Source organism: Kitasatospora sp. NPDC098663 (genome assembly GCF_044760075.1).
In the GTDB taxonomy this organism is placed as follows: Bacteria; Actinomycetota; Actinomycetes; order Streptomycetales; family Streptomycetaceae; genus Kitasatospora.
This window is the reverse complement of sequence record NZ_JBIWAP010000028.1, coordinates 25615-49443: the sequence shown is the minus strand read 5'-3', so window position 1 is coordinate 49443 and position 23829 is coordinate 25615. Positions and strand designations below refer to the sequence as shown.

The 23829-nt window shown below is 72.3% G+C and carries 19 protein-coding genes and 4 pseudogenes; 14 read left to right on the top strand and 9 right to left on the bottom strand.

All coding sequences use genetic code 11. The annotated features are described in order from the left end of the window. Positions 1-630 precede the first annotated feature (630 nt). Positions 631-1668, bottom strand: a complete 1038-nt coding sequence (locus tag ACIQVZ_RS27470; protein ID WP_402453442.1) for an NAD(P)-dependent alcohol dehydrogenase — start codon at positions 1666-1668, stop codon at positions 631-633. Positions 1669-1783: 115 nt separating this feature from the next. Between ACIQVZ_RS27470 and ACIQVZ_RS27465 the strand changes: the two genes are divergently transcribed. The 7 genes from ACIQVZ_RS27465 (at position 1784) to ACIQVZ_RS27435 (ending at position 10958) form a co-directional block, all read left to right on the top strand. Continuing rightward, positions 1784-2491, top strand: a complete 708-nt coding sequence (locus tag ACIQVZ_RS27465) for a TetR/AcrR family transcriptional regulator (RefSeq protein WP_402453441.1) — start codon at positions 1784-1786, stop codon at positions 2489-2491. Positions 2492-2678: 187 nt separating this feature from the next. Next, positions 2679-3425, top strand: a complete 747-nt coding sequence (locus tag ACIQVZ_RS27460) for a tRNA-dependent cyclodipeptide synthase (RefSeq protein WP_402453440.1) — start codon at positions 2679-2681, stop codon at positions 3423-3425. A 134-nt stretch (positions 3426-3559) separates the two neighbouring features. Further along, the gene (locus tag ACIQVZ_RS27455; protein ID WP_402453438.1) at positions 3560-5740 is read left to right on the top strand and encodes a glycoside hydrolase; all 2181 of its coding nucleotides are present in this window, start codon (positions 3560-3562) and stop codon (positions 5738-5740) included. Between the two features lie 226 nt (positions 5741-5966). Then, positions 5967-7268, top strand: a complete 1302-nt coding sequence (locus ACIQVZ_RS27450; RefSeq protein WP_402453436.1) for a glycosyltransferase — start codon at positions 5967-5969, stop codon at positions 7266-7268. Between the two features lie 295 nt (positions 7269-7563). After that, the gene (locus ACIQVZ_RS27445) at positions 7564-9498 is read left to right on the top strand and encodes a PIG-L family deacetylase (RefSeq protein WP_402453435.1); all 1935 of its coding nucleotides are present in this window, start codon (positions 7564-7566) and stop codon (positions 9496-9498) included. A gap of 217 nt (positions 9499-9715) precedes the next feature. Continuing rightward, positions 9716-10354, top strand: a complete 639-nt coding sequence (locus ACIQVZ_RS27440; protein ID WP_350878667.1) for an ATP-dependent Clp protease proteolytic subunit — start codon at positions 9716-9718, stop codon at positions 10352-10354. Between the two features lies 1 nt (position 10355). Beyond that, a complete protein-coding gene (locus tag ACIQVZ_RS27435; RefSeq protein WP_402453433.1) occupies positions 10356-10958 on the top strand; it encodes a ClpP family protease in 603 nt (200 codons plus the stop codon). Positions 10959-11049: 91 nt separating this feature from the next. On the opposite strand, the gene ACIQVZ_RS27430 is transcribed toward ACIQVZ_RS27435, so the two are convergent. From ACIQVZ_RS27430 to ACIQVZ_RS27420, 3 genes are all read right to left on the bottom strand, one after another. After that, positions 11050-11559, bottom strand: a complete 510-nt coding sequence (locus ACIQVZ_RS27430) for a helix-turn-helix domain-containing protein (protein ID WP_402453432.1) — start codon at positions 11557-11559, stop codon at positions 11050-11052. A 124-nt stretch (positions 11560-11683) separates the two neighbouring features. Then, on the bottom strand, positions 11684-14500 hold the full coding sequence (locus tag ACIQVZ_RS27425) for an SdrD B-like domain-containing protein (protein WP_402453430.1): 2817 nt from the start codon (positions 14498-14500) through the stop codon (positions 11684-11686). Between the two features lie 250 nt (positions 14501-14750). Beyond that, entirely contained in the window at positions 14751-15191 is a 441-nt protein-coding gene (locus tag ACIQVZ_RS27420; protein ID WP_402453429.1) for a hypothetical protein, read from the bottom strand. Here ACIQVZ_RS27420 and ACIQVZ_RS27415 point away from each other — a divergent pair. After that, positions 15147-15440, top strand: a pseudogene (locus ACIQVZ_RS27415) (TetR family transcriptional regulator); the annotation flags it as partial. The gene ACIQVZ_RS27420 and the pseudogene ACIQVZ_RS27415 overlap by 45 nt on opposite strands. A gap of 133 nt (positions 15441-15573) precedes the next feature. Here the strand turns inward: ACIQVZ_RS27415 and ACIQVZ_RS27410 are convergent. The 3 genes and pseudogenes from ACIQVZ_RS27410 to ACIQVZ_RS27400 form a co-directional block, all read right to left on the bottom strand. Next, positions 15574-15873: pseudogene (locus tag ACIQVZ_RS27410) on the bottom strand (DUF4291 family protein); the annotation flags it as partial. 242 nt (positions 15874-16115) lie between these two features. Continuing rightward, positions 16116-16601 carry a hypothetical protein gene (locus ACIQVZ_RS27405; RefSeq protein ID WP_402453428.1) on the bottom strand — a complete coding sequence of 162 codons (486 nt, stop codon included), beginning with the start codon at positions 16599-16601 and terminating at the stop codon, positions 16116-16118. A gap of 215 nt (positions 16602-16816) precedes the next feature. Then, positions 16817-17191: a hypothetical protein gene (locus ACIQVZ_RS27400; RefSeq protein WP_350878659.1), complete on the bottom strand. Its 375-nt coding sequence runs from the start codon at positions 17189-17191 to the stop codon at positions 16817-16819. Positions 17192-17275: 84 nt separating this feature from the next. Between ACIQVZ_RS27400 and ACIQVZ_RS27395 the strand changes: the two are divergent. From ACIQVZ_RS27395 to ACIQVZ_RS27385, 3 genes and pseudogenes are all read left to right on the top strand, one after another. Beyond that, a pseudogene (locus ACIQVZ_RS27395) lies at positions 17276-17484 on the top strand (XRE family transcriptional regulator); the annotation flags it as partial. Beyond that, positions 17480-17716: pseudogene (locus ACIQVZ_RS27390) on the top strand (GNAT family N-acetyltransferase); the annotation flags it as partial. The pseudogenes ACIQVZ_RS27395 and ACIQVZ_RS27390, both read left to right, overlap by 5 nt. Positions 17717-17890: 174 nt before the next feature. Next, on the top strand, positions 17891-18937 hold the full coding sequence (locus tag ACIQVZ_RS27385; RefSeq protein WP_402453426.1) for a glycosyltransferase: 1047 nt from the start codon (positions 17891-17893) through the stop codon (positions 18935-18937). 220 nt (positions 18938-19157) lie between these two features. Here the strand turns inward: ACIQVZ_RS27385 and ACIQVZ_RS27380 are convergent, their stop codons facing one another. Both ACIQVZ_RS27380 and ACIQVZ_RS27375 read right to left on the bottom strand, forming a co-directional pair. Continuing rightward, positions 19158-19763: an NIPSNAP family protein gene (locus ACIQVZ_RS27380; protein ID WP_402453424.1), complete on the bottom strand. Its 606-nt coding sequence runs from the start codon at positions 19761-19763 to the stop codon at positions 19158-19160. After that, positions 19760-19933 (bottom strand): hypothetical protein, encoded by a 174-nt coding sequence (locus ACIQVZ_RS27375; RefSeq protein ID WP_402453423.1) that lies wholly within the window; start codon positions 19931-19933, stop codon positions 19760-19762. The genes ACIQVZ_RS27380 and ACIQVZ_RS27375 overlap by 4 nt, the downstream gene beginning before the upstream one ends. Positions 19934-19988: 55 nt before the next feature. Here ACIQVZ_RS27375 and ACIQVZ_RS27370 point away from each other — a divergent pair, with 55 nt between their 5' ends. From ACIQVZ_RS27370 to ACIQVZ_RS27360, 3 genes are all read left to right on the top strand, one after another. Then, on the top strand, positions 19989-20963 hold the full coding sequence (locus ACIQVZ_RS27370; RefSeq protein WP_402453421.1) for a helix-turn-helix transcriptional regulator: 975 nt from the start codon (positions 19989-19991) through the stop codon (positions 20961-20963). A gap of 189 nt (positions 20964-21152) precedes the next feature. Continuing rightward, positions 21153-22400, top strand: coding sequence for an acyltransferase family protein (locus ACIQVZ_RS27365; RefSeq protein WP_402453420.1), 1248 nt, complete (start codon positions 21153-21155; stop codon positions 22398-22400). Next, positions 22381-23643: a cytochrome P450 gene (locus tag ACIQVZ_RS27360; RefSeq protein WP_402453418.1), complete on the top strand. Its 1263-nt coding sequence runs from the start codon at positions 22381-22383 to the stop codon at positions 23641-23643. The genes ACIQVZ_RS27365 and ACIQVZ_RS27360 overlap by 20 nt, the downstream gene beginning before the upstream one ends. Positions 23644-23829: the final 186 nt, after the last annotated feature.

The following is a 23829-nucleotide window of genomic DNA, read 5'->3' as shown; positions in this document are numbered from 1 at the left end:
GAAACAAGCGAGTTCAGCGCACACCCGCGTCAGCTCTGCTATATGGGATTCACTCGATCGGGGAATCGCGCGACGGGTGTCCACGGCCGGTCGCCCGCGTCCCCGGTGTCCCGGCCCGCTGCTCCTCCCGGAACCTCGGCCCAGGCGTGCGCGGCGTCGGGGAGGAACCGGGCGCCGTAGACCAGGTCGGCTCGGGCTTGCGGCCTTCCTTCACCCGGGCCGGCTCACCTTCCTCAGATGGCCCGTGCGTAGGCAGCCCGGCTGCGAGGAAGGCGCGGTGGTCGTCAGCGAACTCGAATCCGTATTCTTTTTCGATGCGCCGAGACTCGGCGTCGCTCATGCCGGGCTCAACCTCGCAACAGTCAGCGGTGGCGAGCAGATGCGCGGCCTCCGCCCCGAGTTCTGTTCCCTCAAGTGCCGTCACACCTCGAACAGCAGCTTTCCGAGGTCTTGGCGGTCAGGTGAATATCGAGGGCCTGTCACCTGGCACGATGCCGACTCGGTGCGGCTCTGCGCCGTAGGTGGGCGAATGTCCGGCTCCGGGACCGCCTGCGGTCGGGACTGCGACACCTGGCCGGCAAGCGTCGGCTCGGCCGGTGGGTGGTGCGTCGGGGGCGGCGGTCGGGGGTGTCAGTCGTCGGGGAGGGTGAGTGCCAGTTTGCCGGTGGTGCGGGCGTCGAGGAGGTGGCGGACGGCTGTGGCGGTCTCGGTGAGGGGGTAGACGCGGGCCACGACGGGGCTGAGGGTGCCCGCGTCGATGAGTGCGGTCAGGTCGCGGAGGCCGTCGGCGTGTTCGGAGGCGATGAAGGTGCCCAGGCGCTGGCCGGTGAACGGGGAGAGGATCTGCGCGCGGAGCTGCCGGTCGGTGCCGCCGAGCCAGCGGCCGTTCGTCTCGCCGCCGGTGATGACCAGCCTTCCCCGGGGGGTGAGGGCGCGGCGCAGGTCGCGCAGGCTGCGGTTGCCCGCGATGTCGATGATGGTGTCGTAGCGTCGCGGGCCGGCGAGGAAGTCCTCGCGGGTGTAGTCGATCACGTGGTCGGCGCCCAGGGCTCGTACGGCGTCGAGCTTGGGGGTGCTCGCGACGGCCGTGACCAGGGCGCCGAGGGCGTGGGCGAGTTGGACGGCGAAGGTGCCCACGCCGCCGGCGGCTCCCGTGATCAGGACCTGCCGGCCCGGCTGGATCTCGCCCTTGTCGCGTACCGCCTGGAGTGCGGTGAGCGCGCTGACGGGCACCGTCGCCGCTTGCTCGAAGGTGAGCGCGGCCGGCTTGGGGGCGATCCGGTCGGGGCGGGCGACGGCGTATTCGGCGAACGCGGCGGCCGCCGTCCCGTACACCTCGTCGCCGGGGGCGAACCCGGTCACGCCGTGGCCGACCGCCTCGACGACACCGGCGAGATTGCGGCCGGGATTGGGGAGCTTCGGCCTGCGCAGCCCGCTGACGGGCCGGACCGCGTACGGCAGTCCGGCCATCAGGTGCCAGGTGCCCCGGTCGATGCTGGAGGCGCGCACCCGGACCAGTACCTCGCCGGGGCCGGGGCCGGGCCGGGGGAGGCGAGCCGCGCGCAGCACGGCTTCCGGCTGGGCGCCGTAGCGCTCCTGGACGACGGCCGCCATCGTCCCGGCCCCGCTGCCGCCGCCGCTGGTGGTGGTCGCGGCCGGCTCACCCATGTCCCGCATCGTCGCTGCTCCTGGTCTCCGCTGGCACCCACTTACGCTGTAAGTACAGCACTTACGGCGTAAGCTCGCAACGATGGCAGGCCACCAGAGGAAGCGACCGTCCACCGTGCCCCGACGTACCGACCCGAAGCCGACCCCGACTCCGACCCCGACTCCGCCGTCGACTCCGCCGCCGATCCGCCCGACCCTCACCCGCCAGCGGGTGCTCCGGGCCGCCATCGAACTGGCCGACGCCGGCGGCCTGGAGACGCTCAGCATGCGCAAGCTCGGCGAGGCCGTCGGAGTCGAGGCGATGTCCCTCTACAACCACGTGGCCAACAAGGAGGACCTGCTCGACGGCATGGTCGACCTGGTCTTCGGCGAGGTCGAACCGCCCGCGCCCGGCGACGACTGGCGACAGGCGATGCGGCAGCGGGCGATCTCGCTGCGCCTCGCGCTGTCCCGCCACCGCTGGGCCATCGGGCTGATGGAGTCACGCTCCACTCCGGGCCCGGCCACCCTGCGCCACCACGACGCCGTCCTCGGCTGCCTGCGTCACGGCGGGTTCTCCCTCGCTCTGACCGCCCACGCCGTCTCGGTGCTCGACAGCTACATCTACGGGTTCGCCTTGCAGGAGAAGACCCTGCCCTTCGACTCCCCGGAGGAGACCGCCGAACTGGCGGAGTCCATCGTGAGCGGCTTCGGCGCCGGCGAATACCCGTACCTGGCCGAGATCGCGACCGCCCACGTCATGCGCCCCGGATACTCCTACGGCGACGAGTTCACCTTCGGACTGGACCTCATTCTCGACGGCCTTGGGCAAGCAGCACGCTGACGGGCCGACCGGCGACGCACGTCCTGCGCGCCCTCGCCGCGCGCCGCCCGCACCCTCTGCCGCGCACGCCCCACCACCTCTGTGCCATCGGCGAGTTGACGCGGTTTGACGGTTGGTCAGACGAGATCTAACTTCGATCTCGCACCGATCATCGCTCACTCGTTCGATGGCCCGGAGGGGTTTTCGCATGCCTCCTTATGAGCAGACTTTTGCCGGTATATCGGGAATTTCCGAGAATCAGCCGAAAACCTCCTACAAGGCGGGTGTCGACTCGGTCTCCCCTCCGGACCGGCGGGCCGGACTGGCGGATCAGGGGCAGTGCTTCCTCGGCATCAGCCTGGAGAACGGCAACTTCGCTCCGGGCAAACTCGCCGCGATGCTCCGCTGGATAGCCGGTCGGTTCCCCCGCTGCACGGTGCTGGTCGGGGACAGCATCCACCGGATCACCCTGGCGTCCACCCGGGGCCTGTCGGAGGACGAGGCGCGCTCCCGGGCGTTGGCCCTGGGTGACCGTTTCATCGCCGACACCCGGGCCCTGTTCGCGGCCGAACGCGAGCAGGCCGAATTCACGTTCCTGCGCTGCTCCGAAGTGCAGCGATGGGATTCCTACGCAAAGCACCATCGAAGCCTCACCGACTACCACCGGGCCGACCGGAACTTCCGGGAGTCCGTCGATGCGTTCGGGCGGCGCTTTCACGCCAGGCATTCCGGTCGGCGCGCCGAGGTCGACCTGGAGAGGCGGGTCGAAATGTCCGCACAGTACTTTCTGGAGGAGTCCGCGATATTCGCGTGTCTTGTCCAGCAAGGCCTTTCTGTCATGGTCTACCCCGGTTCGTTCGGCACCCTTTCGGAGATCACCGACGGGAGGCACCCGGACGCGCCGGAGGAGCTGCGCCGGCTGACCGTCGTCTCGCTCGGTCTGCGGAGGCGTTGACGGCGTCCCTCGCCCCGCCGAGCGCTCCGCCGGACCGCCGGACCGGCACGTCCAGGCCCGGGTGCCGTCGGCGTGACCGGTGGTCAATGGCCGGTTCTTAAGGACTTCTTAGGAGTCCTCCGTATCACTGTGTCATGCACACCGGTACTCATACGTCTTCCCTTGCGGGCCCCGCCCGCCGGTACGCTCCGCGCGCCGTTCTCGTCCTCGCCGTGGCCACCGCGCTGGTGTCCGCAACCGTGGCGAGCGCCACCGGCAGCTCCGCCTCGCCGATGCCGATGCCGATGCCGATGAAGGTGCGGGTCCACGACGGGCGCGTCGACGTGCCGGTACGCGGCGGCACCGCCACCGTCGACGCGGCCACGCTGCGGGCCGAGGCCCGGACCGAGGACGGGCGGGTGGTCCTGCTGTCCGCTCCGGCCGACCAGGCGCTGGGCAGGGCGAGCGCCCCGGTCAGGACGGCGAGCGGCGCCGCCTGGTCGTATCCGGAGAAGGGCCTGCGGGCCGAAGTCCGCGCCGACCACGGCCGGTTGCTGGTCACCCTCACCGGGACCGCCCCCACCGGGACCGCCCCCACCGGGACCGCCCCCGCCGGGAGCGGCGACACCTCGGTGCGGTGGCCGGTGACCGCCACCGATCCGGCCGCCGCCGAGGTCCAGCTCCCGCGCGGCGAGGGGCTGTCCCTTCCCGTCGACGACCCGTTCTGGAACTCCTCCGACGGGGCGCTGGTCGGCGAGGAACAGGAGCTCGGCTCGCAGCTGTCCATGCCGATGTGGGGCTACACGCTCCGCTCCGGCCGGACAGGCGTCAGCTACATCGTCCCCACCGACATCGGCACGTCGCTGACGTTCGCCTCCCAGGACGGCCGGCTGCGGGCCACGGCCGAGCACGGATTCGCCGCCGGGAACGGCACCGGCGCGTACACCGTGGCCTTCTCCCTGACCGACGGCTCCCCGGTGGCCCCGGCCGTGGACTACCGCAACTGGCTCTCGGAGCACGGGCAGTTGGGCAGCCTGAGCGAGAAGATCAAGCAGAACCCGCAGACCGCGAAGCTGCTCGGCGCCTTCCACGCCTACGCCTGGGGCGGCGCCCGCCGGCCCGCCTACCTCGACCGTCTCAAGGAACTGGGCGTCTCCCGGCTCTGGCTCGGCTACGACTCCGACGACTCCCCGATGACGGGCCAGGATGTCAAGGCCGCCGAGGCCGCCGGCTACCTGGTCGGGCCGTACGACTCCTTCGCCAACGGCCAGCAGAAGACGGACGACTCGTCCCCCAACTCCGTCTGGCCGGACGACGTCTACCCCCGGTTCTGCGTCCTCAGGGCCGACGGGACGCCGCAACCCGGCTTCCACAAGAAGGGCTGCTACCTCAGCTCGCAGGCGTTCGAGCAGGCCGAGCCGCAGCAGCACTACCTCGCCGACCGCACCCGCTCGCTGGTCGCCAACGGGGCCGACAGCTACTTCCTGGACGTGGACGCGGCGGGCGAGCTCTTCCGGGACTACGACCCCGGCCACGCGATGACCATGGACGAGGACCGCGCCAACCGGCTCGCCCGGATGCGGCGCCTGACGGACGGCTCGTACGACGCCTCCACGGGCCGGCCCGCCCCGCTGGTCCTGGGCTCGGAGTCCGCTGGCGCCTGGGCCAACCAGGTGCTGGCCTTCGACCACGGCTCGGGCACCCCGGTGGACGGGCGGCTGTGGGCGATGGAGTCCGGGCACTTCGACAACGGGCCGCAGGACCCCAAGGACGACGGCGCCTGGGGCGGCTACGCCCCGGAACAGGCCGCCGCCACCTTCTTCAAGCCGGTGCGCACCACGGACTTCAAGCCCGAGCACCAGGCCCGGGTGGCCGCCGCCCTGAAGGCGATGTACGACCCGCGGTACCGGGTGCCGCTGTACGAGACGGCGCTGCACGGTTCGCTGGTCAACGTCGAACGCTGGGAACTGCCCTTCGGCAAGCTGCCGGAGCAGAAGACCACGCGTGCGCTGCTGGCGATGCTCGACAACACCCCGCTCAACTTCGTGCTCAGCGACAAGGACCCGCACGACGGGCAGAACATGCGCGAACTGGCCGCGCTGCAGCAGTACTTCGCGCCGCTGCACCAGGCGGCCGGCACCCGGCAGCTGACCTCCTTCCGCTGGCTGACCGGCGACCACCTGGTGCAGCGGACCGTCTTCGGCGACGGCACGCTGACCGTCACCGCCAACTTCGGCACCACCGTCCACGACGGCCTGCCGGGCGGCTGTGTGGACGCCACCGTGCGCGGACGCCCGGGCACCCAGCGGCTCTGCCCGGCTGACGTGGTCTCCTGACGACCGCGGCTGACGAGCTGACGGGCTGACGGGCCGGTGCGGGCGGGGCGATCCGGCCCGTCCGGCCCGCCGGCCCGCCCGTCCCGCCTGGCCCCGCCGCGCCGCCTCGCCGCCGGTGTCGGGCGGACGCGGCGTGGTGGGTTAGCCTGCGCGGTGGGCCGGGTGCACGGGGGACGACCACGGGGTGTGCACGGACCGGCCGACGAACGACTACGGGGGGTTTCACATGTCCAGGATCATCACTGCCGCCATGCCCGCGCACGGGCACACCGCGCCGATGCTGGCGATCACCGCCGACCTGGTGGCGCGCGGGCACGAGGTGGTCTTCCTCGGCGGGGCGAGGTTCGCCGGGGCCGCCGAGGAGACCGGGGCACGTTTCGTCGCCCTGCCGCCGGAGGCGGATTTCGACGACCGCCGGATCAACGACTCCTTCCCGGGGCGGGCCGAACTGCCGCCCGGGCCACAGCGGTTGGCCTTCGACGCCCGGAACATCTTCATCGATCCGGTGCCCGCGCAGTACCGGGCGCTGCGCGCGTTGCTGGCGGAGTTCCCCGCCACGGTGGTGCTCGGTGACTGCTTCTTCCACGGCGCGGTGGCTCTGGCGCTGGCCCATCCGCGCGGCGAGCGGCCGGCCGTGGTGGGCATCGGGGTGTCCCCGCCGATGCTGCAGAGTGTCGACACCGCGCCCTTCGGTCTCGCGCTGGCGCCCCAGGCGGGACCGGAAGGGCTGGCCCGCAACCGGGAGTTGAATGCCGAGGCGGCGCTGCGCGGCGAGCCGCTGCGGCGGTACGCGGCCGAGGTCTTCGCCGGGGTCGGGGCCGAACTGCCGCCGGGGCCGCGGGCGAACGCCGCCGTCACCGGGCCCGACCACTACCTGCAGCTGACCGTCCCGGGGTTCGAGTACCCGCGCAGCGACGCGCCGGCCTCGCTGCGCTACATCGGCGCGCTGGCGCCGCAGAACCATGGCGAGTCGGAACTGCCCCAGTGGTGGCCGGAGTTGGAGTCCAGCCGCCCGGTCGTGGTGGTCACCCAGGGCACCCTGGCCAATGACGACCTGACCGAGCTGCTGGTCCCCGCGGTGCGGGCGCTGGCCGACCGCCCCGACCTGCTGGTGGTCGCGGCCACGGTCCGCCCGGACGGGCCCGAGCTGCTGGCGCGGGCGCTCGGCGGCCTGCCGGACAACGTGCGGGCCGCCGGTTACCTGCCGTTCGACCGGCTCCTGCCGCACGCCGACGTGCTGATCAGCAACGGCGGCTACGGAGGTGTCCACACCGCGCTGGCCTTCGGGGTGCCGCTGGTGGTCGCGGGCGGCAGCGAGGACAAGCCCGAGGTGGCCGCCCGGGTGGCCTGGCGCGGTGTCGGCATCGACCTGCGCACCGGCCGCCCGGGCGAGCCGGAGCTGCGCGAGGCCGTCGACCGCGTCCTGGCCGACCCGGCCTACCGCGCCAACGCCGCCGACCTGGCCGCCGAACTCGCGGCCCACCGGCCGCTGACGGCGATCGCCGAACTGGTGGACTCGCTCGGCTGACCGCCGCGGGCTGCGGGGCTCAGCGGATGCGACGGCCACGGCGAGCGCGAAGCCGATTTCCTTGATCTCCGGCTTGTCGTCCTATCGCCTGCCGGGTCGATTCCACCTCGGAAAGGAACGGGCTCGTCCGGAAACGGGCCCGATGAGCGGGAAGTGGACGAAGTGGCTTGATCATGCGTCAATTATCTTTCCCCACTGGCAATTTACGCGATGCAGCCCAGGGCATTTCCTGCCCGGCCATGCGCTAACCTCCTCCTGGCGTGCTCACATGCCGATCCCGAATTGGGGGAATCACATGGCAATCGGACGACGGCAACTCCTCACCTCCGTCGCGCTCACCGCCCTCGCCGCGCCCGTCCTGGCCAAGGGGACCGCGATCCGCGCGGCCGCGGCCGTGGGGGCGGCCCCGGCCGCCGACTCCGGGCCGCTGTTCATGCAGGTCGTCGCGCACGAGGACGACGACATCCTGTTCATGAACCCGGACCTGTCCAACGCGCTCGCCAACGGCACCCCGTCCGTCACGGTGTTCGTCACCGCGGGCAACGCGACCGGCGATCCGTGCGCCACGGTCTGTTGGGACACCGCCGGCGAGCCGCTGCGTACCTGGAACCGCCAGATGGGCGCCATCAACGCCTATTCCCGGATGACCGGGGTCGGCGACACCGATCCGGCGACCGACGAGGTCGGGCACTGGACGGCCGAGGCGTGGACGGTCGGGGGCAAGCAGGTCGAACGGTACGTCCTCAAGGGCCGCCCGGTGCACCTGATCTTCCTCAACCTGCACGACGCCGGGCTCGGCGGCGTCCTGGCCGGCGGCACCGACACCACGGTCGTCCCGGTCGGCAGCCCGCTGTCCGGGCCGTCGACCTACACGGCGGCGGACGTCGTCGAGGTGCTGCGGCAACTCATGGTGACGTACCAGCCGACCGTGCTCCGGGCCCAGGACGAACTCCCGGACAGCCGCTACTCGGGCGACCACTCGGACCACGTCTGCGCCGCGAAGTTCGCCGGCCAGGCGGCCCTGCTCTACGGCGGCCCGCTGATCCAGGTGAACTACCGGGACTACAACATCAGCGACTCCCCGGTGAACCTCGACCCGGCGACGACCGGCGCCAAGGGCGTGTTCGTCTCCGAGTACGCCGGCCACGACCACTCGGGGAACTACTCCGACGCCTGGTTCTCCCGGATGTACTACCGCTGGTCGCGGGGCACCTCCTGGGCCGGGCTGAACCAGGACGGCCGGCCGCAGGTCTTCGTCGTCCGAGCCGGCGCCCTCTACACGTACTGGCGTCAGGGGGACGGCAGTTGGGGCGGTCCGGTGCGGATGGCGGACCCGGGCGGGCGACTGGCGCCGGGCATCGCGGTCGGGACCAACGCCGACGGCCGGCTGGAGGTCTTCGCCCGCCGCCTGACCGATCACCATATCATCTCCCTGCCCCAGGGCGCGCCCAACGGCTGGTGGTGGAACAGCTGGGCCGACCACGGCAACCCCAACGCCGGGCTCGGCAACGAGGACCAGGTCGGCGTGCCCGTGGTGGCCGGCAACCAGGACGGGCGGCTGCAACTGTTCGTCAAGAACGGCGGGGGCGGCCTCAGCAGCATCTGGCAGACCACCCCGGGCGGGGTGTGGACGGGCACCTGGACGGATCTGGGCGGCACCGACCTCCAGGACCCGGTCACCGCGATCCGCAACGGCGTCGGGAGGATCGAGGTGTTCGCCAGCACCCGCACCGGGATCGTCAACTGGTGGCAGAGCGCTCCGAACGGCGCCATCGCCGGCCCCGCCCCGATCCCGGGCGCCCAGCCGGCCAGTCCGCCCAAGGCCGCGCTCGACCAGGACGGCCGCATCGAACTCGCCTACCGCGAGGTCGGCACCGGCGCGATGCTGGTCAGCTACCAGACCCGGCCCGGCGGGCCGTGGAGCCAGTCCCCGGGCAACCTCGGCGGCCACGCGGGAGTGGGCGAGCCGGCGGCGGCCACCGTCGGCGGACGGGTCGTCCTGTTCGAGCGCAACCGCGGCGGCGGCGTGAGCACCACCGCCCAGACCGCCCCGAACGCCGGCTACGGCACCTGGCAGGACCTCGGCGGCACCGTCCTGGACCACCCGGCCGCGCTCGTCGACGGCGGCGGCGTCCTCCACGTGTTCGCGATCGGTACGGACGCCCGCGTCTACTACCGCACGGGCACGACGCCCACCACCTTCGGCGGCTGGCAGGGCCTGCCGCGCTGACCGTCCTGCTCGGGGCCCGGCTCCGGCTGGGCCCCGAGCAGGCCGCAGCCGGGCCCGAGCCGTCGCCTCTGCCCGTGGCGAATCTGCGGCGGGCAGAGAAAACGCATCCGGAAGTCTCCCGGGGTCGAGAGTGGAGTCGAGGGCAAGCCCGCCTCAGCACCTCGACACCTCAGCACCTCGACACCTCGACACCTCGGTGTCTCGACAAGGAGACCGGATGAATCCCCTCACCACCCTCGCGCCCCGCGCGGAGGAGGGCGGCACGCCGCCCAGCCGCTTCGACGACCACCTCGCGGCGCAGCTGCTCGCCCAGCGGATCGTCCTCCTCGGCACCCAGGTCGACGACGTGTCGGCCAACCGGGTGTGCGCGCAGCTGCTCCTGCTGTCGGCGGAGGACCCGCGTACCGACATCAGCCTGTACGTCAACAGCCCCGGCGGGTCGGTCACCGCGGGGCTCGCCATCTACGACACCATGCGGCTCATCCCGAACGACGTCTCGACGCTGGTGATGGGGTTCGCCGCCAGCATGGGCCAGTTCCTGGTCACCGTGGGGGCGCCCGGCAAGCGGCTCGCGCTGCCGAACGCGCGGATCATGATGCACCAGCCCTCGGCGGGCATCGGCGGCACCGCCGCCGACATCGAGATCCAGGCGGAGAACCTCCAGTTCACCAAGAAGGCCATCGAGCGGATCACCGCCGAGCACACCGGCCAGAGCGAGGAGACGATCGCGCGGGACGGCGACCGGGACCGCTGGTTCACGGCCGAGCAGGCCAGGGAGTACGGGATCGTGGACCGGGTGGTGGAGTCGGTCGCCGACATCCGCCCGGCCGCGTCGCGCCGACGGATGGGGCTGTGACATGGGGTCGTACACGGTTCCCTACGTGATCGAGCGGACCGCGCAGGGCGAGCGCTCCTACGACGTCTTCAGCCGGCTGCTGAACGAGCGGATCATCTTCCTCGGCACCGAGATCGACGACGGGGTCGCCAACGTGGTCATCGCGCAGCTCCTGCACCTGGAATCGGAGAGCCCGGAACGCGAGATCGCGATCTACCTCAACTCGCCCGGTGGATCGTTCACTTCGCTGATGGCGATCTACGACACGATGACGTTCGTGCAGGCGCCGATCTCCACGTTCTGCGTCGGTCAGGCGGCGTCGACGGCGGCGGTGCTGCTGGCCGGCGGAGACCCCGGGCGGCGGTTCGTGCTCCAGCACGCGCGGGTGCTGCTCGGCCAGCCGGCCAGCGGCGGCCGGCAGGGGACGGTGTCCGACCTCAGCCTCGCGGCGAAGGAGATGGTCCGCACCCGCTCGCAGGTGGAGGAGGTGCTGTCCCGGCACACCCGGCACGACGTGGCGACGTTGCGTGCGGACATGGACCGGGACAAGGTGTTCACCGCCGAGGAGGCGGTCGCCTACGGGCTCGCCGACGAGGTGCTGAGCCGACGGCTCGCGTTCGGCTGACTCCGCGCGGCCGTGGCCGGTACGGCGGGGCACACCACCGTCGTACCGGCCTTCGGCCGGGCCGGGTCAGGTCAGGTCCGATCGGGCCAGGTCAGGCGGCGAGGCAGAGCCCGTCGTACCGCGCCGTGGGCGACGTGCGGCTCCGGCCCACCCCACCCCGGCCCACCCCACCCCGGCCCACCCCACCCCGGCCCATCCCACCCCGGCCCACCTGGCTCCGGGTGTGCCGGGTCAGCTCGTCCTGGGCGAGCGAGAGCAGGTCGGCGAGGCCGAGTCCGAGGGCCCGGGCGGCGGCCGCGAGGACCTCGGAGGAGGCCTCCTTGCGCCCGCGCTCCAGCTCCGACAGGTACGGGATCGAGATCCGGGCCGCCTCCGCCACGTCCTTCAACGTCCGTTCCTGGGCGAGCCGTTCGCGGCGCAGCGCGTCGCCGACCAGGTCGCGCCACAGGGGTTCCCTCGGCGCGGGCGCGGGCGCGGGCGCGGGCGCCGGTGGCGCTCCCGCCGGCCGCTGCGGGGCGCGGGTCGCCCCGCCGGAACCGGGCGACGAGGTGTGCGGGCGCAGGGGGATGACGCGGGCTTCGTTCGGCGCATGAGTGCTCACCCCTCCAGCCTAGGGATCCGGGGCACCGGGGGAAGGGAGTGGCGTTCTGCCCTGGGTGAAGCCGTACGGGCCGCCCGGCCGGGCCCGTGGCCGTCGGACTCGCCACGGGCCCGGCCGGGTTCCGCTACGCGTGCCGCGCCCCGCGCCTGCGCGCGACCACGACCAGCACGCCGCCCGCACCCAGCAGCGCCGCCGCACCGGTCACGCCGAGCGGCAGCACGCTGCCCGCGCCGGTGGTCGGCAGCGTGCCGCCGGGCCGCTCATCGGGCCGGGACGGCCTCGCGCCCGGCGGCGGCGGGGATGCCACCGCCGCCACCGCGACCGCCGAGGACGACGACGGGCTCGGCGACGGTGCCGGGGTCGGAGTCGGGGTCGAGACCGCATCCGGCGACGACGGGCCCGCGCCCGAACCGACCGACGGGAGCAGCCGGTTGACGACCGTCACCGTGATCCCGTCGTCCAGGGTCTCGCAGGTGAGCACCAGCGGCCCGAAGACCGCGATGGCCGGCGCCGCGTAGCCGTCGGGCGGGCTCACCTCCACCCAGTAGTACGTGCCCGGCCCGACGACGATCCGGCAGATCCCGTCCGCCCCGGTGACGCAGGGATCACCGACCGGCGAGTCCTTGTGCCCGCCGGTGGTCTGCGGCCAGCTGGGCCCGCCGTTCCAGCGCCACAGCTGGAACGTCGCCCCGGCCAGCGGTCTGCCGTCCTGGTCGTGCTTGACCAGGGTCAGCGTGCCGTCCTGCGGCCGGAAGCCGAAGTCGAAGGTGTGGTCGTCCTGGCCCGGCCCGCCGGTGGTCAGTTCCCGCTCGGCGTACGTTGCGCCCGGCGGGACGACGCCCTTGGAGTTGATGAACGGGTTGTCGCCGACGTCGTGCCGGGTGGGCACCCACTGGTACAGCGGGCCGCCCTGGGCGAAGTCGGCGGGGTTGTCCAGCCGGATCGTGTACTTGGTGTGCGGCTTGAGCCCGCCGTCCACGTTCGAGTCGTCGAAGTAGTACTCGCCGCGCGCCGTCGTCCGCGCCGTGCCGACGAGCTTCCCCGGCCCGTCGTACAGGTGGACGGTGGCGCCCTCCACCGGGCGCTGGCCCGGCTTCTGGATGCCCTTGTGCTCGGCGTCGTACCAGACCCGGTTGCCGATCTGCAGCGGCGCCTGGTCGCAGAGCACCTCCAGGTCGCCCATCGAGGCGCCCTTGCCGAACGGCGCGGGCACGTTCGCCGGGTTGAGCCGCAGGCCGAACGCCGGGTCCTGCCTGCCGTCGCGCTGGACGAACGACGTGCCGTAGCCGAAGGCCGTGCTGTTGGGGTCGAACCCGGAGGTCCCGATGGTGTTCTCGACCTTGGACAGCGCCATCCCGGCGTAGGCCGCGTTGTGGTGGACGCCCATCCGGCTGGTGTCGAAGAAGCGGGTGCCCCGGGGCGAGAGCCCGCAGCCGGTGTTGGCGTCCAGCACGTAGGTGCCGCCGCTCAGGCAGGCCTTGTTCAGGTCACCGCCGGACAGCACCTCGCCCACCGCTGCGCCCGACGCCGACTGGCCCGTCGCCCGGTCGGCCATGCGGTCGCGGAAGGCCAGCAGCATCGAGCCGTCCGTCTCGAAGCCGACCTCGCCCAGCTCCGGCTCCGGCTGGGCGCGGTAACCGGCGCAGGTCTGGCCGTTCTGCGTGGTCGGGTAGGTGTTCGTCCACGGGAACCAGCCCGCGCCGTCGCACGGGCCCGAGCCGACGGTCGACTGGCGCGGGTAGTCCAGCGGCTGGTCCAGCACGGCCGCGCGGAACCGGCCGGTGGCCAGGTCGAAGGGCAGCACGACCGCCCGCAGGTCCGAGGCCTTGCCCGTCGACTCGCCCGAGCAGACTCCGCCGAGGTAGCCGACGCCGTCCTGGAGGCCCAGGCCGAACGGCCGCCAGTCCCCGGCCGAGGCGCAGCCCGGGTCCGGGATCGGGTAGACGCCCTTCGGCTGCGCGGCCGTCGGCGCGGTCGCGTCGTAGCGGTACAGCGTGCGGGTGTTGAGGTTGACGACGAACAGGTCCCGGCCGTCGTTCGTCACCTTGAGCCCGCCGAGGCTCTCCTTGCCCGGCGCGACGAGGAACGCGTCGTCCGTCCCCGGTCCGTGCGCCGTGCTGCCGGCGTCCGGGACGGTGGTGAACAGCGTGGTCCGCCCCTGCGCCGGGTCCGTCACGTAGATGCCGCCGGCGCCGCCGGGGCCGTAGTCCGTGGTGCGCTTGGCCGACGCCGAGGAGAAGATCCGCCGGTCGGCCTTGTTCCACGCGATGCCGTAGAGCGTGCCCGTCTGCGCGTCGGTGGCGAGGTTCGTGACGTTGACGTCCACGCCGTCCTGGCCGCGCGCGCGGTACGGGAACGACACCAGCGTGCGCTGCGCGCCGCCTCCCCAGGTGGTGTTCTGGCAGGTCGTCACCAGCGGCGCGTTCTGCTGGCAGTAGTCCCCCGGGTACCACAGCCCGGTGGTGTACGAGACGTTCTTGCCGCCGGAGAGGTCGACGAACTCCTCGTTGGAGCTGAGCTGGTTCGGCGCGCCGTCCAGCCCCTGCCGCGAGGCGAACGCCGGGAACAGCACGCCCGGCTTCGGATTCACCACCTGTACCCGGTACGCGCCGCCGCCGCCGTGCTCCCGGCTCCGCGGCGGCGCCAGCGTCACCGTCCCGTCGGCCCCGGTGGTGCCCTCGACGTAGGCCCGCGCGTCACCGGTGAGCGTCACCTTCACGCCCGCCAGCCCCGGCTCCAGCGCGGGCGTCCACATCCCGGAGGAGTCCACGGCCCGGATCACCCGGACCGTCACCGTCCCGTCCTCCGTCTGCGAGAACGCCGTCGGTGCCGTCAGCGCCCCGCCGCCGCACAACGCGGCGGCGAGCACCGCGGCCCGCGCGACGCCCTTCCTTCTCCTTCTCGTCCCCACCTGATCCCCACTCTCATGGTCGGCGGACATCTGCCCGATCCGGGCAGGACCTCAGGAGAGCGACAACCGGTCGTCCACGTCCTGGTTTCGGGACGCATTCACCGGTGTGTGTGACAGGTGAAGGGCTGGAAATCGCATCAAGTTCGGATACGACCGCATAAGTTCGCATACCGCAGGAGAAATCCCGACGCCCGAAGCGCCCGGACCCTTGCGGCGCCGACGTTCCGGCACCCGGGCGCCGTCCTGCCCGGGGGGCCTTCAGGTCGGCGCCGTTGGTGGATCAGCTTTCGGACAGGTGCTCGCGCAGCACCGTGCGCAGGGTGACGGGTTCGCGGCCGAGCAGGTCGGCCAGGGTGGGGTCGGTGGTGGCGAACTCGCCGGCGCGGCTGGCGGCGAAGATGCCGAGCAGTTGGTCGGCGGTTTCCGCGGGGACGCCTTGGCCTGTCAGCTGCGTGCGGAACCGGTCGTCGGGGGCGGTGGCCCGGGTGACGGTGCGGCCGGTGAGCTCGGTGGCGATGGCGGCGATGTCGTCGAAGGTGAGCGCCTGTCGGCCCGTGAGCGGCGGCGTGGGGCCGTCGAAGCGGCCCTCGTCGGCCAGGACGGCGGCGGTCGCGTCCGCGAGGTCGGCGTGCGCGGTCCAGGCGACCGGCCCGTCCGCGGGGAGCGCGAGCCGGCCGGACTGCGCCGCGTCGACGAGGAACTCGCGGCCCAGATCATCCACGCCACGGCGCGCGGCGCCGTGCTCACCTGGCTGTCCCTGCCCCAGGACCGGCGCGACCCGGCCCTGTTGACCACCCTCCGGGAGTGCATGGTCGCCGCCGTCACCAACGATCAGCCGGCCGTGAACGAACCGGGCCCGGCCGGCGCCGCCCGCGCCCTGCGTGCCGCGCTGCCCGAACAGACGAAGCTCAGCAGCGCCGAGCAGCACTTGCTGGGGGAGTGGCTGAACCGCCTCGCCGCCGACGGCTGACCACCGGCGGCTCGTGTCAGCCCGCCCGGGTGAGGCGCCCGCGCAGATTCCGGGGCACGGTCGCCGGCGTGCACGCGCCGGTCGCGACGAGGACGGGACGAGCAGCCCGTGGCCCCGAACGCTCGGGACCGTCTCAGCCGCGCAGGTGGTTCAGCAGCGCGTCGCCCGCCGGATAGGGGCGCTCGGCGGGAAGGAGCTGCCGGGCGGCCTCCAGGGCCCCGTCCCTCACCTGGGCCTGGATCGTCTGCGCGAGTGCGGTGACGTCGTCGATCGAGACGATCCACTGCTCCGCGTAGCGCTCGGCGGCCTCGCCGGCGAGGCCGAGTTGGAGGGAGCGGTGGGGGAGCGGCTGTAGGTGCAGATCGCGTTCGGGATCCCACTGCACCCGGGCCGGGGCCCGCTTCAGCCGGCGCTTCCAGGTGAAGGTGTTCCCGGGTTCCTCCGCTTCCCGGCGGTGCCGGCCGGCGGGTGCCGAACGGCCCGGGCCGTTCGGCACCCAGTGGTGGGGCACCGTCTTTTCATGTTCTTCATGCTTGTCATGCGGCGGCGTGCGGCGAGCGGCGCGGCGGTACAGGCGCCGGGTCACCCGACACAGGCGCCGGGGGGCGGGCGCCGGACAGATCCTTGACTATCTGGCGGCGCTTGCCCGACCCCGGCGGTGCCCGACGGCCGGGATCAGTTCTTCCACACGCCCCAGTAGACGTCGGCGTTGTCGCCGGAGCCGCTCTCACGGGTGGTGCGGAAGACGCTGCTGGTGCCGTTCTCGTCGTAGCTGTTGGAACCGGTGTAGGGGTTGGCCCAGTGCAGCGCGACGGTGTTGTTGTTGCGCCAGCCTTCCTCGCAGCCGTACGTGCTGAACGTCGCCCAGCCCTCGGTGCCGGTCAGGAACCCGTTGCTCTCCGACTGGAAGGTGGTGTCGCCGGTGTTCCCCAGGATCTGCGGCGGCTCCTGGCCCTGCGTCCAGATGCCGTGGGCCAGAGCGTAGCCGGTCCGGTAGAGCGAGCAGCCGGTCCCGTTGTGCAGGTGGACCGTGGTGCTCCGGGCGGCCTGGGTGGTGGCCTGGGCGGTGGCCGGGGCGGCCTGGGCGGTGCCGGTGGCGATGGTGCCGAGCCCGATGGCGCTGACCGCTGCCAGCGCCGCGAAGCGTGCGGAGGTACGCATGGTTCCCTCGATTCCGTGTGCCTTCGGTGGGTGGCGCGGGCGGTGTCCCGCGCCGTGGTGAACGATGCGCCGCACCGACAGACAAACGATGGACGAGGCTGCCCGCGCCGTTCACCGCACCGTTCGCCACGCCTGGCCATCGTCTGTCTGCTGGCGTGGTGTACGAGCACCCGGGCGGCCGCCCGTCCCGGCGAAGACCTCGGAGACGTCCTCCCTCACAGTGGAGTGAGGATGTCCTGGTCCGCCCCGTCGAGGACGAAGCCGTTGTCCAGCCGGACCCGGACCGTCACCCGGCTCCCCCGTTCCCGGTGCGCGGTCCACTGCGGCTCCAGCGCGGCGATCTCCGCCTCCAGGCGTTCGCGGCTCGCCGCCGGCATGGTGTGCCCGTAGTCCTCGAACAGCGCCTTGAGCCGCTGGTACTCGCGAACCTCATGGCTCTCCGGGAGTTCCCCGTCCACCCGCTCGACGGTGCCCTCCATCCCGGATCCCAGCGAGAGGAACCCGACGACGGCCCCGGGCTCCCCGGCGACCGCCTCACCGATCCCGAGATCCTCGGCCAACCTGACGCGCCGGCCTTCCTTCAGGGTCATCCGTCCGCTGCCTCTCCATCGATCGAGGCCGCCGGCGCCGCCGGCCTGCGGCCACGGCCATTATCCGCGGTTGCGTCATGGTGCACCCTCTCCCGCCTGGAGGGCGGCACCCGCAAGTCCATCCCGGAACCGCTGCGGCCCCTCGCCGAGATCCACGCTAGGCCCCTCGGCGACCTCGTGGGCGCGCCCCGCACCGGGGACCCGCGCATTCACCTGCGCCCGGGTGGTCCGGGACGGGATGACCTACGTGCCGCTCAGCCACCCCCGGCGGCGTCCAGGCCCACAAACTCCTCGGAGACAGCAACCGCCGTGCTGCGGTGGGCATTCGACGCACTGGACCTGAATCGGGTTCAGGCCGAGACCGATACGCGCAACGTGGCATCGGCCCGGGTCCTGGAGAAGGTCGGATTCGTGCGTGAAGGGACGTTGCGGGAAGACTGCGTCGTGAACGGCGAGGTGTCCGACTCGTGGGTGTTCGGGTTGATCAGGCGGGAGTGGCGGCCGTCGACCGCTTCGGGCCGGTGACATCCAAGGGCATTGGTGCCACCCTGGGCGTATGAGTACGGGCCAGACCCGGCCGCTGTGCACGGACGTTGCTCCACGGCCCCGGGAGGGCGACGCCGCCTCCCTGGCCCAACTGCCCACGCCCGTAACCTCCGTGGTCCGGTCCCGCCGATCGTTGTTTCTCCGGGAGGTGCGGTGACCGGCCGGGTGATCTACGCGTCGTTCGAGTTCCAGTTCCCGCTGGGCGGCATTCGGGTGCTGAACCAGCAGGTCGCGCTGCTGCGGGCCGTCGGCGTCGAGGCGTTCCGCTGGACGCCCACGCCGGGATTCCGTTACACGTGGTTCGACGACGACGTGCCGACGCTGTCCGGCATGACCTTGGACCTCGGGCCCGAGGACGTGCTCGTGCTGCACGAGGTCAGCGTCGTCCCGGGCCGTGACCCGGCGCCCGGCGGCCACAAGGTGATCTACTCGCAGGGGCACTACGTCAACTTCCTGACCTGCCCCGACCCCGGCCCGTATCCGGGCTGGTCGGACCGGCCGGCTCTGTGGACGATCTCGAAGGCGGGCGTCGACATGTTCCGCCGCGCCCTGCCCGAGTTCGAACCGCACCTGGTGCCGAACGTCATCGACACCGAAGTGTTCCGACCGGCGTCGACCGGGCGGGTTCGGCGCATCGCGTGGATGTCCCGCAAGCGCCCGATCGAGACCACGCTGCTCCGCCGTCTGCTGCACGCCGACCCGCGGTCCGAGGGTGTGGACCTGTACGACATCCACGCGGTCCCCCACGAGGAGGTCGCTCGCGTCCTGTCCGACACGTCGGTGTTCATCGCGTTGGGAGCGCCCGAGGGCGAGGGCTTCGGATTGCCGCCGGCCGAGGCGATGGCCAGCGGCTGTCTGGTGACGGGTTACGCCGCCGGCGGCGGAGCGGAGCTGTTCGACTCGCCGTCCGCGTGGCGGATCCCGGAGCTCGAAACGGATCGGTTGGCGGACAAGGCCCTTGAGCTGCTCGACCTGCCCGGCCAGGATGAGGTGCGGCGGGCGGGCCGTCAGTGGGTCGCCGACCGGTATACCGCGGAGGCCGCCGTCGAGGCGCTGATCGAGGGCATCCGCAAAGCGCGTGCCCTCCCCGGTGGCGCGGCCACGGCCACCCATCCGGCCGCCTGGATGGAGGAGTTGTTGAGGCGCTTCCCGGTGCCGCCGGAGACACACGCCCGGGTGGAACCACCGGCCGCTTCGTAGTGCTCCGGCCGGACTGCTCCATTCCCGCCGGCCACCGCACCGAAGGGCCCGAAAGATCTGAAAAGCCCGAAAGGCCCGAAAGACCCGAAAACGGGGAGCGACGGCCCGCACCAGCGTGGTGCAGGCCGTCGCCACCTCGCACGAACCCGTCCCCGGCGGGTGGGAGCAGCAGGTCGGGCCGGACGTCGGCCTGCTCACCCACGGCCCGCTGCGACAGGCTTCAGCGGGAGTGTTGCGGCACGGGCGAGAGGTGCAGTTGCTGCGGGGCGGAGTGCAGGTGTGTCGAGAGGTCCGGTAGGGGGGCGGTGTCGCCGGTGGTGAACCACACCAGGACGTCCTCGCCGACCCGTACGGGCAGGGCGGGGAAGTCGTTCTCCGCGTGTTCGGTGCGGTGAACCGCCAACGGCGGGGTCCGGGCGGCCAGTTCCGGGCGCAGATGCCGCTCGAAGTGGTCGCTGAAGGCGGCGGGGTCCAGGGGGTGGCAGATGGTCGCGACGACCCGCCCGGCGTCGGCCGGGGCGGTGAAGCCCGGGCCGCGCAGCAGCAGGACGTCGTCCGAGTCCACCATCGTCGCGTTGGCGGCGTCCCGGTGCTCCTGCCAGACCGGCCCGTAGTAGAAGGCGTGCAGTGCTCGTGCCCGCGACGCCATGTCAGGGAAGCTGCGCAGCCAGACGAAGCGGTCCGGGTCGTCCAGGTCCCGGAACCGGCCGCCGACGGTGATGCCCACCGCCTGCTGTCCGGTCACGAACTCCCGCTCGAAGAGGGCGATCAGTGTGTCGCGGGTGCCCGGGTGCAGGGTGTACTGGCGCAGTTCGACGATGTTCACGAGGCGCCCTGCGACTGGACACGGCTGAGCTCCGCGACCCGGTCGAGCGCCCGGCTGCGTCCGCCGTTCACGGGGAACTCCTGCCCCCGGCCGTCACCGTCGGCCGGAACCCCGGTGAGTCTGCGGACGGCCATGCCCCGGGAACGGTGGAGGAAGTCGGAATCGATCATGGCCGCAGGCTAGAACCGGTCCACTGACACCTCCTGTCAGTGGATACTGGCAGCCGTGCGCGCCAGCCGACTGATCTCACTGCTCCTGCTCCTCCAGAACCGGGGAAGGATGACGGCCCGGCAGCTCGCCGACGAGCTGGAGGTGTCGGTCCGCACGGTCTACCGGGACCTCGAAGCGCTCGGCGCCGCCGGGATCCCGCTGTTCGGCGAGGCCGGTCACGGCGGCGGCTACCAGTTGCTCGACGGGTACCGCACCCGGCTGACGGGCCTGACCGCCGACGAGTCGCAGACCCTGTTCCTGGCCGGGCTGCCCGGCCAGGCGGCCGAGTTGGGCCTGGGCGAGGTACTGGCGGCCGCCCAGCTCAAGCTGCGGGCCGCCCTGCCGGCGGAGCTCCGCGAGCGGGCCGGGCGGATCCAGGAGCGCTTCCACCTCGATGCGCCCGGCTGGTACGGGGACGTGGACGAGACGCCGCACCTGGCGGCCGTCGCGGCCGCGCTCTGGGACCGGCGCAGGGTGTGGGTCCGCTACCGGCGGTGGAAGGCGCCCACCGAGGTGGAACGGCGACTGGAGCCGTACGGACTGGTCCTCAAGGCCGGCCGCTGGTATCTGGTCGCCGCCGCGGACGGTGCCACCCCGCGTACGTACCGGGTCGACCAGATCCTCGAACTGCGGGAGCTGGGAGAGGAGTTCGAGATGCCCGCGGGCTTCGACCTGGTCGCACACTGGCGGGACGGGCTCGCCGACTTCCATGCCCGACTGCACACCGCGGAGGCGACGGTGCGACTGTCGTCGCGCGGTGTCGCCCGGGGCCGAGAGCAGTTCGGCCGCGCGTTCGACCGCGCGGTCGCGGATTCGGGGGTGGCCGAGGCGGACGGCTGGACCAGGGCGTCCGTGCCCATCGAGTCCCTCGGCCACGCCCACGACGGGTTCCTGGGACTGGGCACCGACGTGGAGGTCCTCGAACCACCGGAGCTGCGTGCCCGGCTGGCCGCGACCGCCCGCGCACTCGCCGACCGGTACGGGGCCTGACGTGGGTGAAGTCCCGTCCCTGCATTCCGACCTGACGGGACCGCACGGTGCGATGTAGTGCATCGAGAAAATCCGCTTGACCGTCCCGACGGGTCCATTCGATAGTGGCTTGAACAGTCTGCGCACGTGCTCGGATTCCTCACGGGAAGCCTTGGTGGCGTGGATGTCGTCATCGACAGGGAAGCGGTGATGCAGTCGCCGGAACCGTCCGCTCGTCCGAGTCGCCTGCCGTCGCTGACCGGTATGCGCTTCATCGCGGCGTTCGCCGTGCTGGTATCCCACCTGGCCGGTCAGATCGTCGGATCGATACACCCCGGGCTGCCGTACCTGATCACGACCCTCGGACCGGTCGGGGTGGCGTTCTTCTTCGTGCTCAGCGGCTTCATCCTCACCTGGGTCGCCGACCCGAACGACACCGCCCTACTGTTCTGGCGCCGACGCCTGGTGAAGATCCTTCCGAATCACCTGACGACCTTCACGGCCACCGTGGCGCTGATGGCCGCCGCGGGCGTGCCGATCATGCTGATCAACACGATTCCGCCGCTGCTGTTGATCGAGCCCTGGATTCCCGACTTCGACGCCCTCGGCGGGCTGACCGGGATCAACGTGCCGAGTTGGACCCTCGGCTGCGAGTTGGTCTTCTATCTCGCGTTCCCCTGGCTCATCCGCCTCATCGGGCGCATCCGGCCGGCGCGGCTGTGGCCGTGGGCGGCGGGCGTCGCCATCGCGATCATCGCCGTCCCGTTCGCCGCCCAGGTGCTGCCGGCGCGGCCGGCCACCTCATGGGACCCTGCGATCGCCGAGTTGCAGTCCTGGTTCGCCTACAGCCTGCCCTTCACCAGGATGCTCGAATTCGTCCTCGGCATCCTGATGGCGCGCATCGTGATCTCGGGGAGGTGGATCCGCCTGGGCATGACGCCGGCGTTCCTCCTGACGACCGCCTGCGTGGTGCTCCAGTCCAACCTGCCCGGCGTGTTCCGGCTCTGCGCCGGACCGACCGCGTCCGCACTCGCCCTGCTGATCGCGGCGGGTGCCGCCGCCGACGTGCGCACCGCACGCACGCCCTTCAGCGGCAGGACCATGGTGTGGCTCGGCGAGATCTCGTTCGCCCTCTACCTCGTGCACTACCTCGTCATCCAGTACGGCCCGATCGACGGCGTGCACGCCACGGGCGAAGCGGCGACCGCCACCCCGTCGACGAGGCTGGTGCACATCCTGCTCACCGTCGCGATCAGCCTCGCCCTGGCAGCGGCCCTCTACACGCTGGTCGAACGCCCGGCGGTCCGACGCTTCAGCCGGCCGCGCGGCCGCCGTGCCGGACCCACCCCGGTCCGCGAGGACGGCCTGCCCCCTACGGGCTGGCCCCGTACGCGTCGGCGCGATGCGCGCGCCCTCCGTCATCCTGGAGCCGTCACCCATGACGAAACCCGGCCCTGACCCGGCCTCCGAACCGCCCGAAGCCCCCGAATTCCCCGAAGCCCCCGAACCGCCCGAAGCCCCTGAATTCCCGGTCACCCGGCCGGATTCCCGCCCCTTCGACCCCGACGAGATCTACGCCCGGCTGCGCGCCCACGCGCCCGTGTCACCGGTGCGCTGCCCGGCCGGGATGGACGCATGGCTGGTCAGCCGCCACGAGGACATCCGGAGCGTGCTCACGGATCCCCGGCTGAGCTCCCGCGGCGCGGGATCGATGCACATGCTGCCCTCCTACGACCGGAGCGACCCGACCCCTGGCTCGATGATCCAGCTGGACGGCGAAGAGCACGCACGGCTGCGACGGCTGCTGATCGGCGAGTTCACCATGCGGCGGATGGAGGCGCTGCGTCCGTCCGTCCAGCGGATCACCGACCGGCACGTCGATGCGATGCTCGCCGGGTCGAGCGCCGACCTGGTACGGGACTTCGCGCTGCCGATCCCGTCGCTGGTGATCTGCGAGCTGCTCGGCGTGCCCTACGGCGACCACGAGTCCTTCCAGCGCGACAGCGAGGTGCTGATCGGCTTCGAGGCCGACGCGGACACCCGCGACGCGGCCACCCGACGACTGGTGGACTACCTGGGCGAGCTGATCGTTCGGCGCCGGGCCGAGCCGCAGGACGACCTGCTGAGCAGGCTGATCATCCGCGGCGAGGCGACCGAACGACCGCCGACCGCAACGGAGTTGGCCACGCTCGGGGTACTGCTGCTGGTCGCCGGGCACGAGTCGACCGCCAACATGATCGCGCTCAGCGCCCTGGTGCTGATGGCGGACGGGGAGCTGGCGGCCGCGCTACGGGCCGCCCCGGACACCATCGGCACCGCCGTGGAGGAACTGCTGCGCTACCTGTCCGTGATCCAGTTCGGGCTGCTGCGGTACGCCACCGAGGACGTCACCGTCGGCGGTGTCGAGGTGGAGGCGGGGAGCTGGCTGGTCGCCGCGATTCCGTCCGGCAACCGGGACGAGGAGGTGTTCCCGGCCCCGGACACCGTCGACCTGCGCCGACCGCCCCGCGCGCACCTGGCGTTCGGGTTCGGTCCGCACCAGTGCATCGGCCAGCAGCTGGCCCGGATCGAGCTGCAGGTCGCGCTGACCACCCTGCTGCGCCGCGTGCCGGGGCTACGGCTGGCCGAGCCGTTGGCGCAGTCCGCGTTCAAGCACAACGACATCGTCTTCGGCCTGCGGAGCATGCCGGTCCTCTGGTGACGTCCGCGGCTCCGAGGGCCTGGCAGCGCGCCCGCCGGCGGCCACGACAGCGGCGGGCGCGCCGTTCTCCCGCCTTCCCCACTGGCCGGATCCAGCCCCTCCGCCCTCCGTGCGCGCGGACCGGCACTCACGTGCGCGGCAGCCCCGGGAGCGGCACCGGCCCCCCAGCTGGGGGACCGTCAGGTT

Bases quoted from the DNA above. Each gene is read 5' to 3' on its own strand.
- ACIQVZ_RS27470 (WP_402453442.1), bottom strand. From the start codon at position 1,668: ATGGGTGAGCCGGCCGCGACCACCACCAGCGGCGGCGGCAGCGGGGCC.
- ACIQVZ_RS27460 (WP_402453440.1), top strand. From the start codon at position 2,679: ATGCCTCCTTATGAGCAGACTTTTGCCGGTATATCGGGAATTTCCGAG.
- ACIQVZ_RS27455 (WP_402453438.1), top strand. From the start codon at position 3,560: ATGCACACCGGTACTCATACGTCTTCCCTTGCGGGCCCCGCCCGCCGG.
- ACIQVZ_RS27450 (WP_402453436.1), top strand. From the start codon at position 5,967: ATGTCCAGGATCATCACTGCCGCCATGCCCGCGCACGGGCACACCGCG.
- ACIQVZ_RS27445 (WP_402453435.1), top strand. From the start codon at position 7,564: ATGGCAATCGGACGACGGCAACTCCTCACCTCCGTCGCGCTCACCGCC.
- ACIQVZ_RS27440 (WP_350878667.1), top strand. From the start codon at position 9,716: ATGAATCCCCTCACCACCCTCGCGCCCCGCGCGGAGGAGGGCGGCACG.
- ACIQVZ_RS27435 (WP_402453433.1), top strand. From the start codon at position 10,356: ATGGGGTCGTACACGGTTCCCTACGTGATCGAGCGGACCGCGCAGGGC.
- ACIQVZ_RS27425 (WP_402453430.1), bottom strand. From the start codon at position 14,500: ATGTCCGCCGACCATGAGAGTGGGGATCAGGTGGGGACGAGAAGGAGA.
- ACIQVZ_RS27405 (WP_402453428.1), bottom strand. From the start codon at position 16,601: ATGCGTACCTCCGCACGCTTCGCGGCGCTGGCAGCGGTCAGCGCCATC.
- ACIQVZ_RS27400 (WP_350878659.1), bottom strand. From the start codon at position 17,191: ATGACCCTGAAGGAAGGCCGGCGCGTCAGGTTGGCCGAGGATCTCGGG.
- ACIQVZ_RS27375 (WP_402453423.1), bottom strand. From the start codon at position 19,933: ATGATCGATTCCGACTTCCTCCACCGTTCCCGGGGCATGGCCGTCCGC.
- ACIQVZ_RS27365 (WP_402453420.1), top strand. From the start codon at position 21,153: ATGCAGTCGCCGGAACCGTCCGCTCGTCCGAGTCGCCTGCCGTCGCTG.
- ACIQVZ_RS27360 (WP_402453418.1), top strand. From the start codon at position 22,381: ATGACGAAACCCGGCCCTGACCCGGCCTCCGAACCGCCCGAAGCCCCC.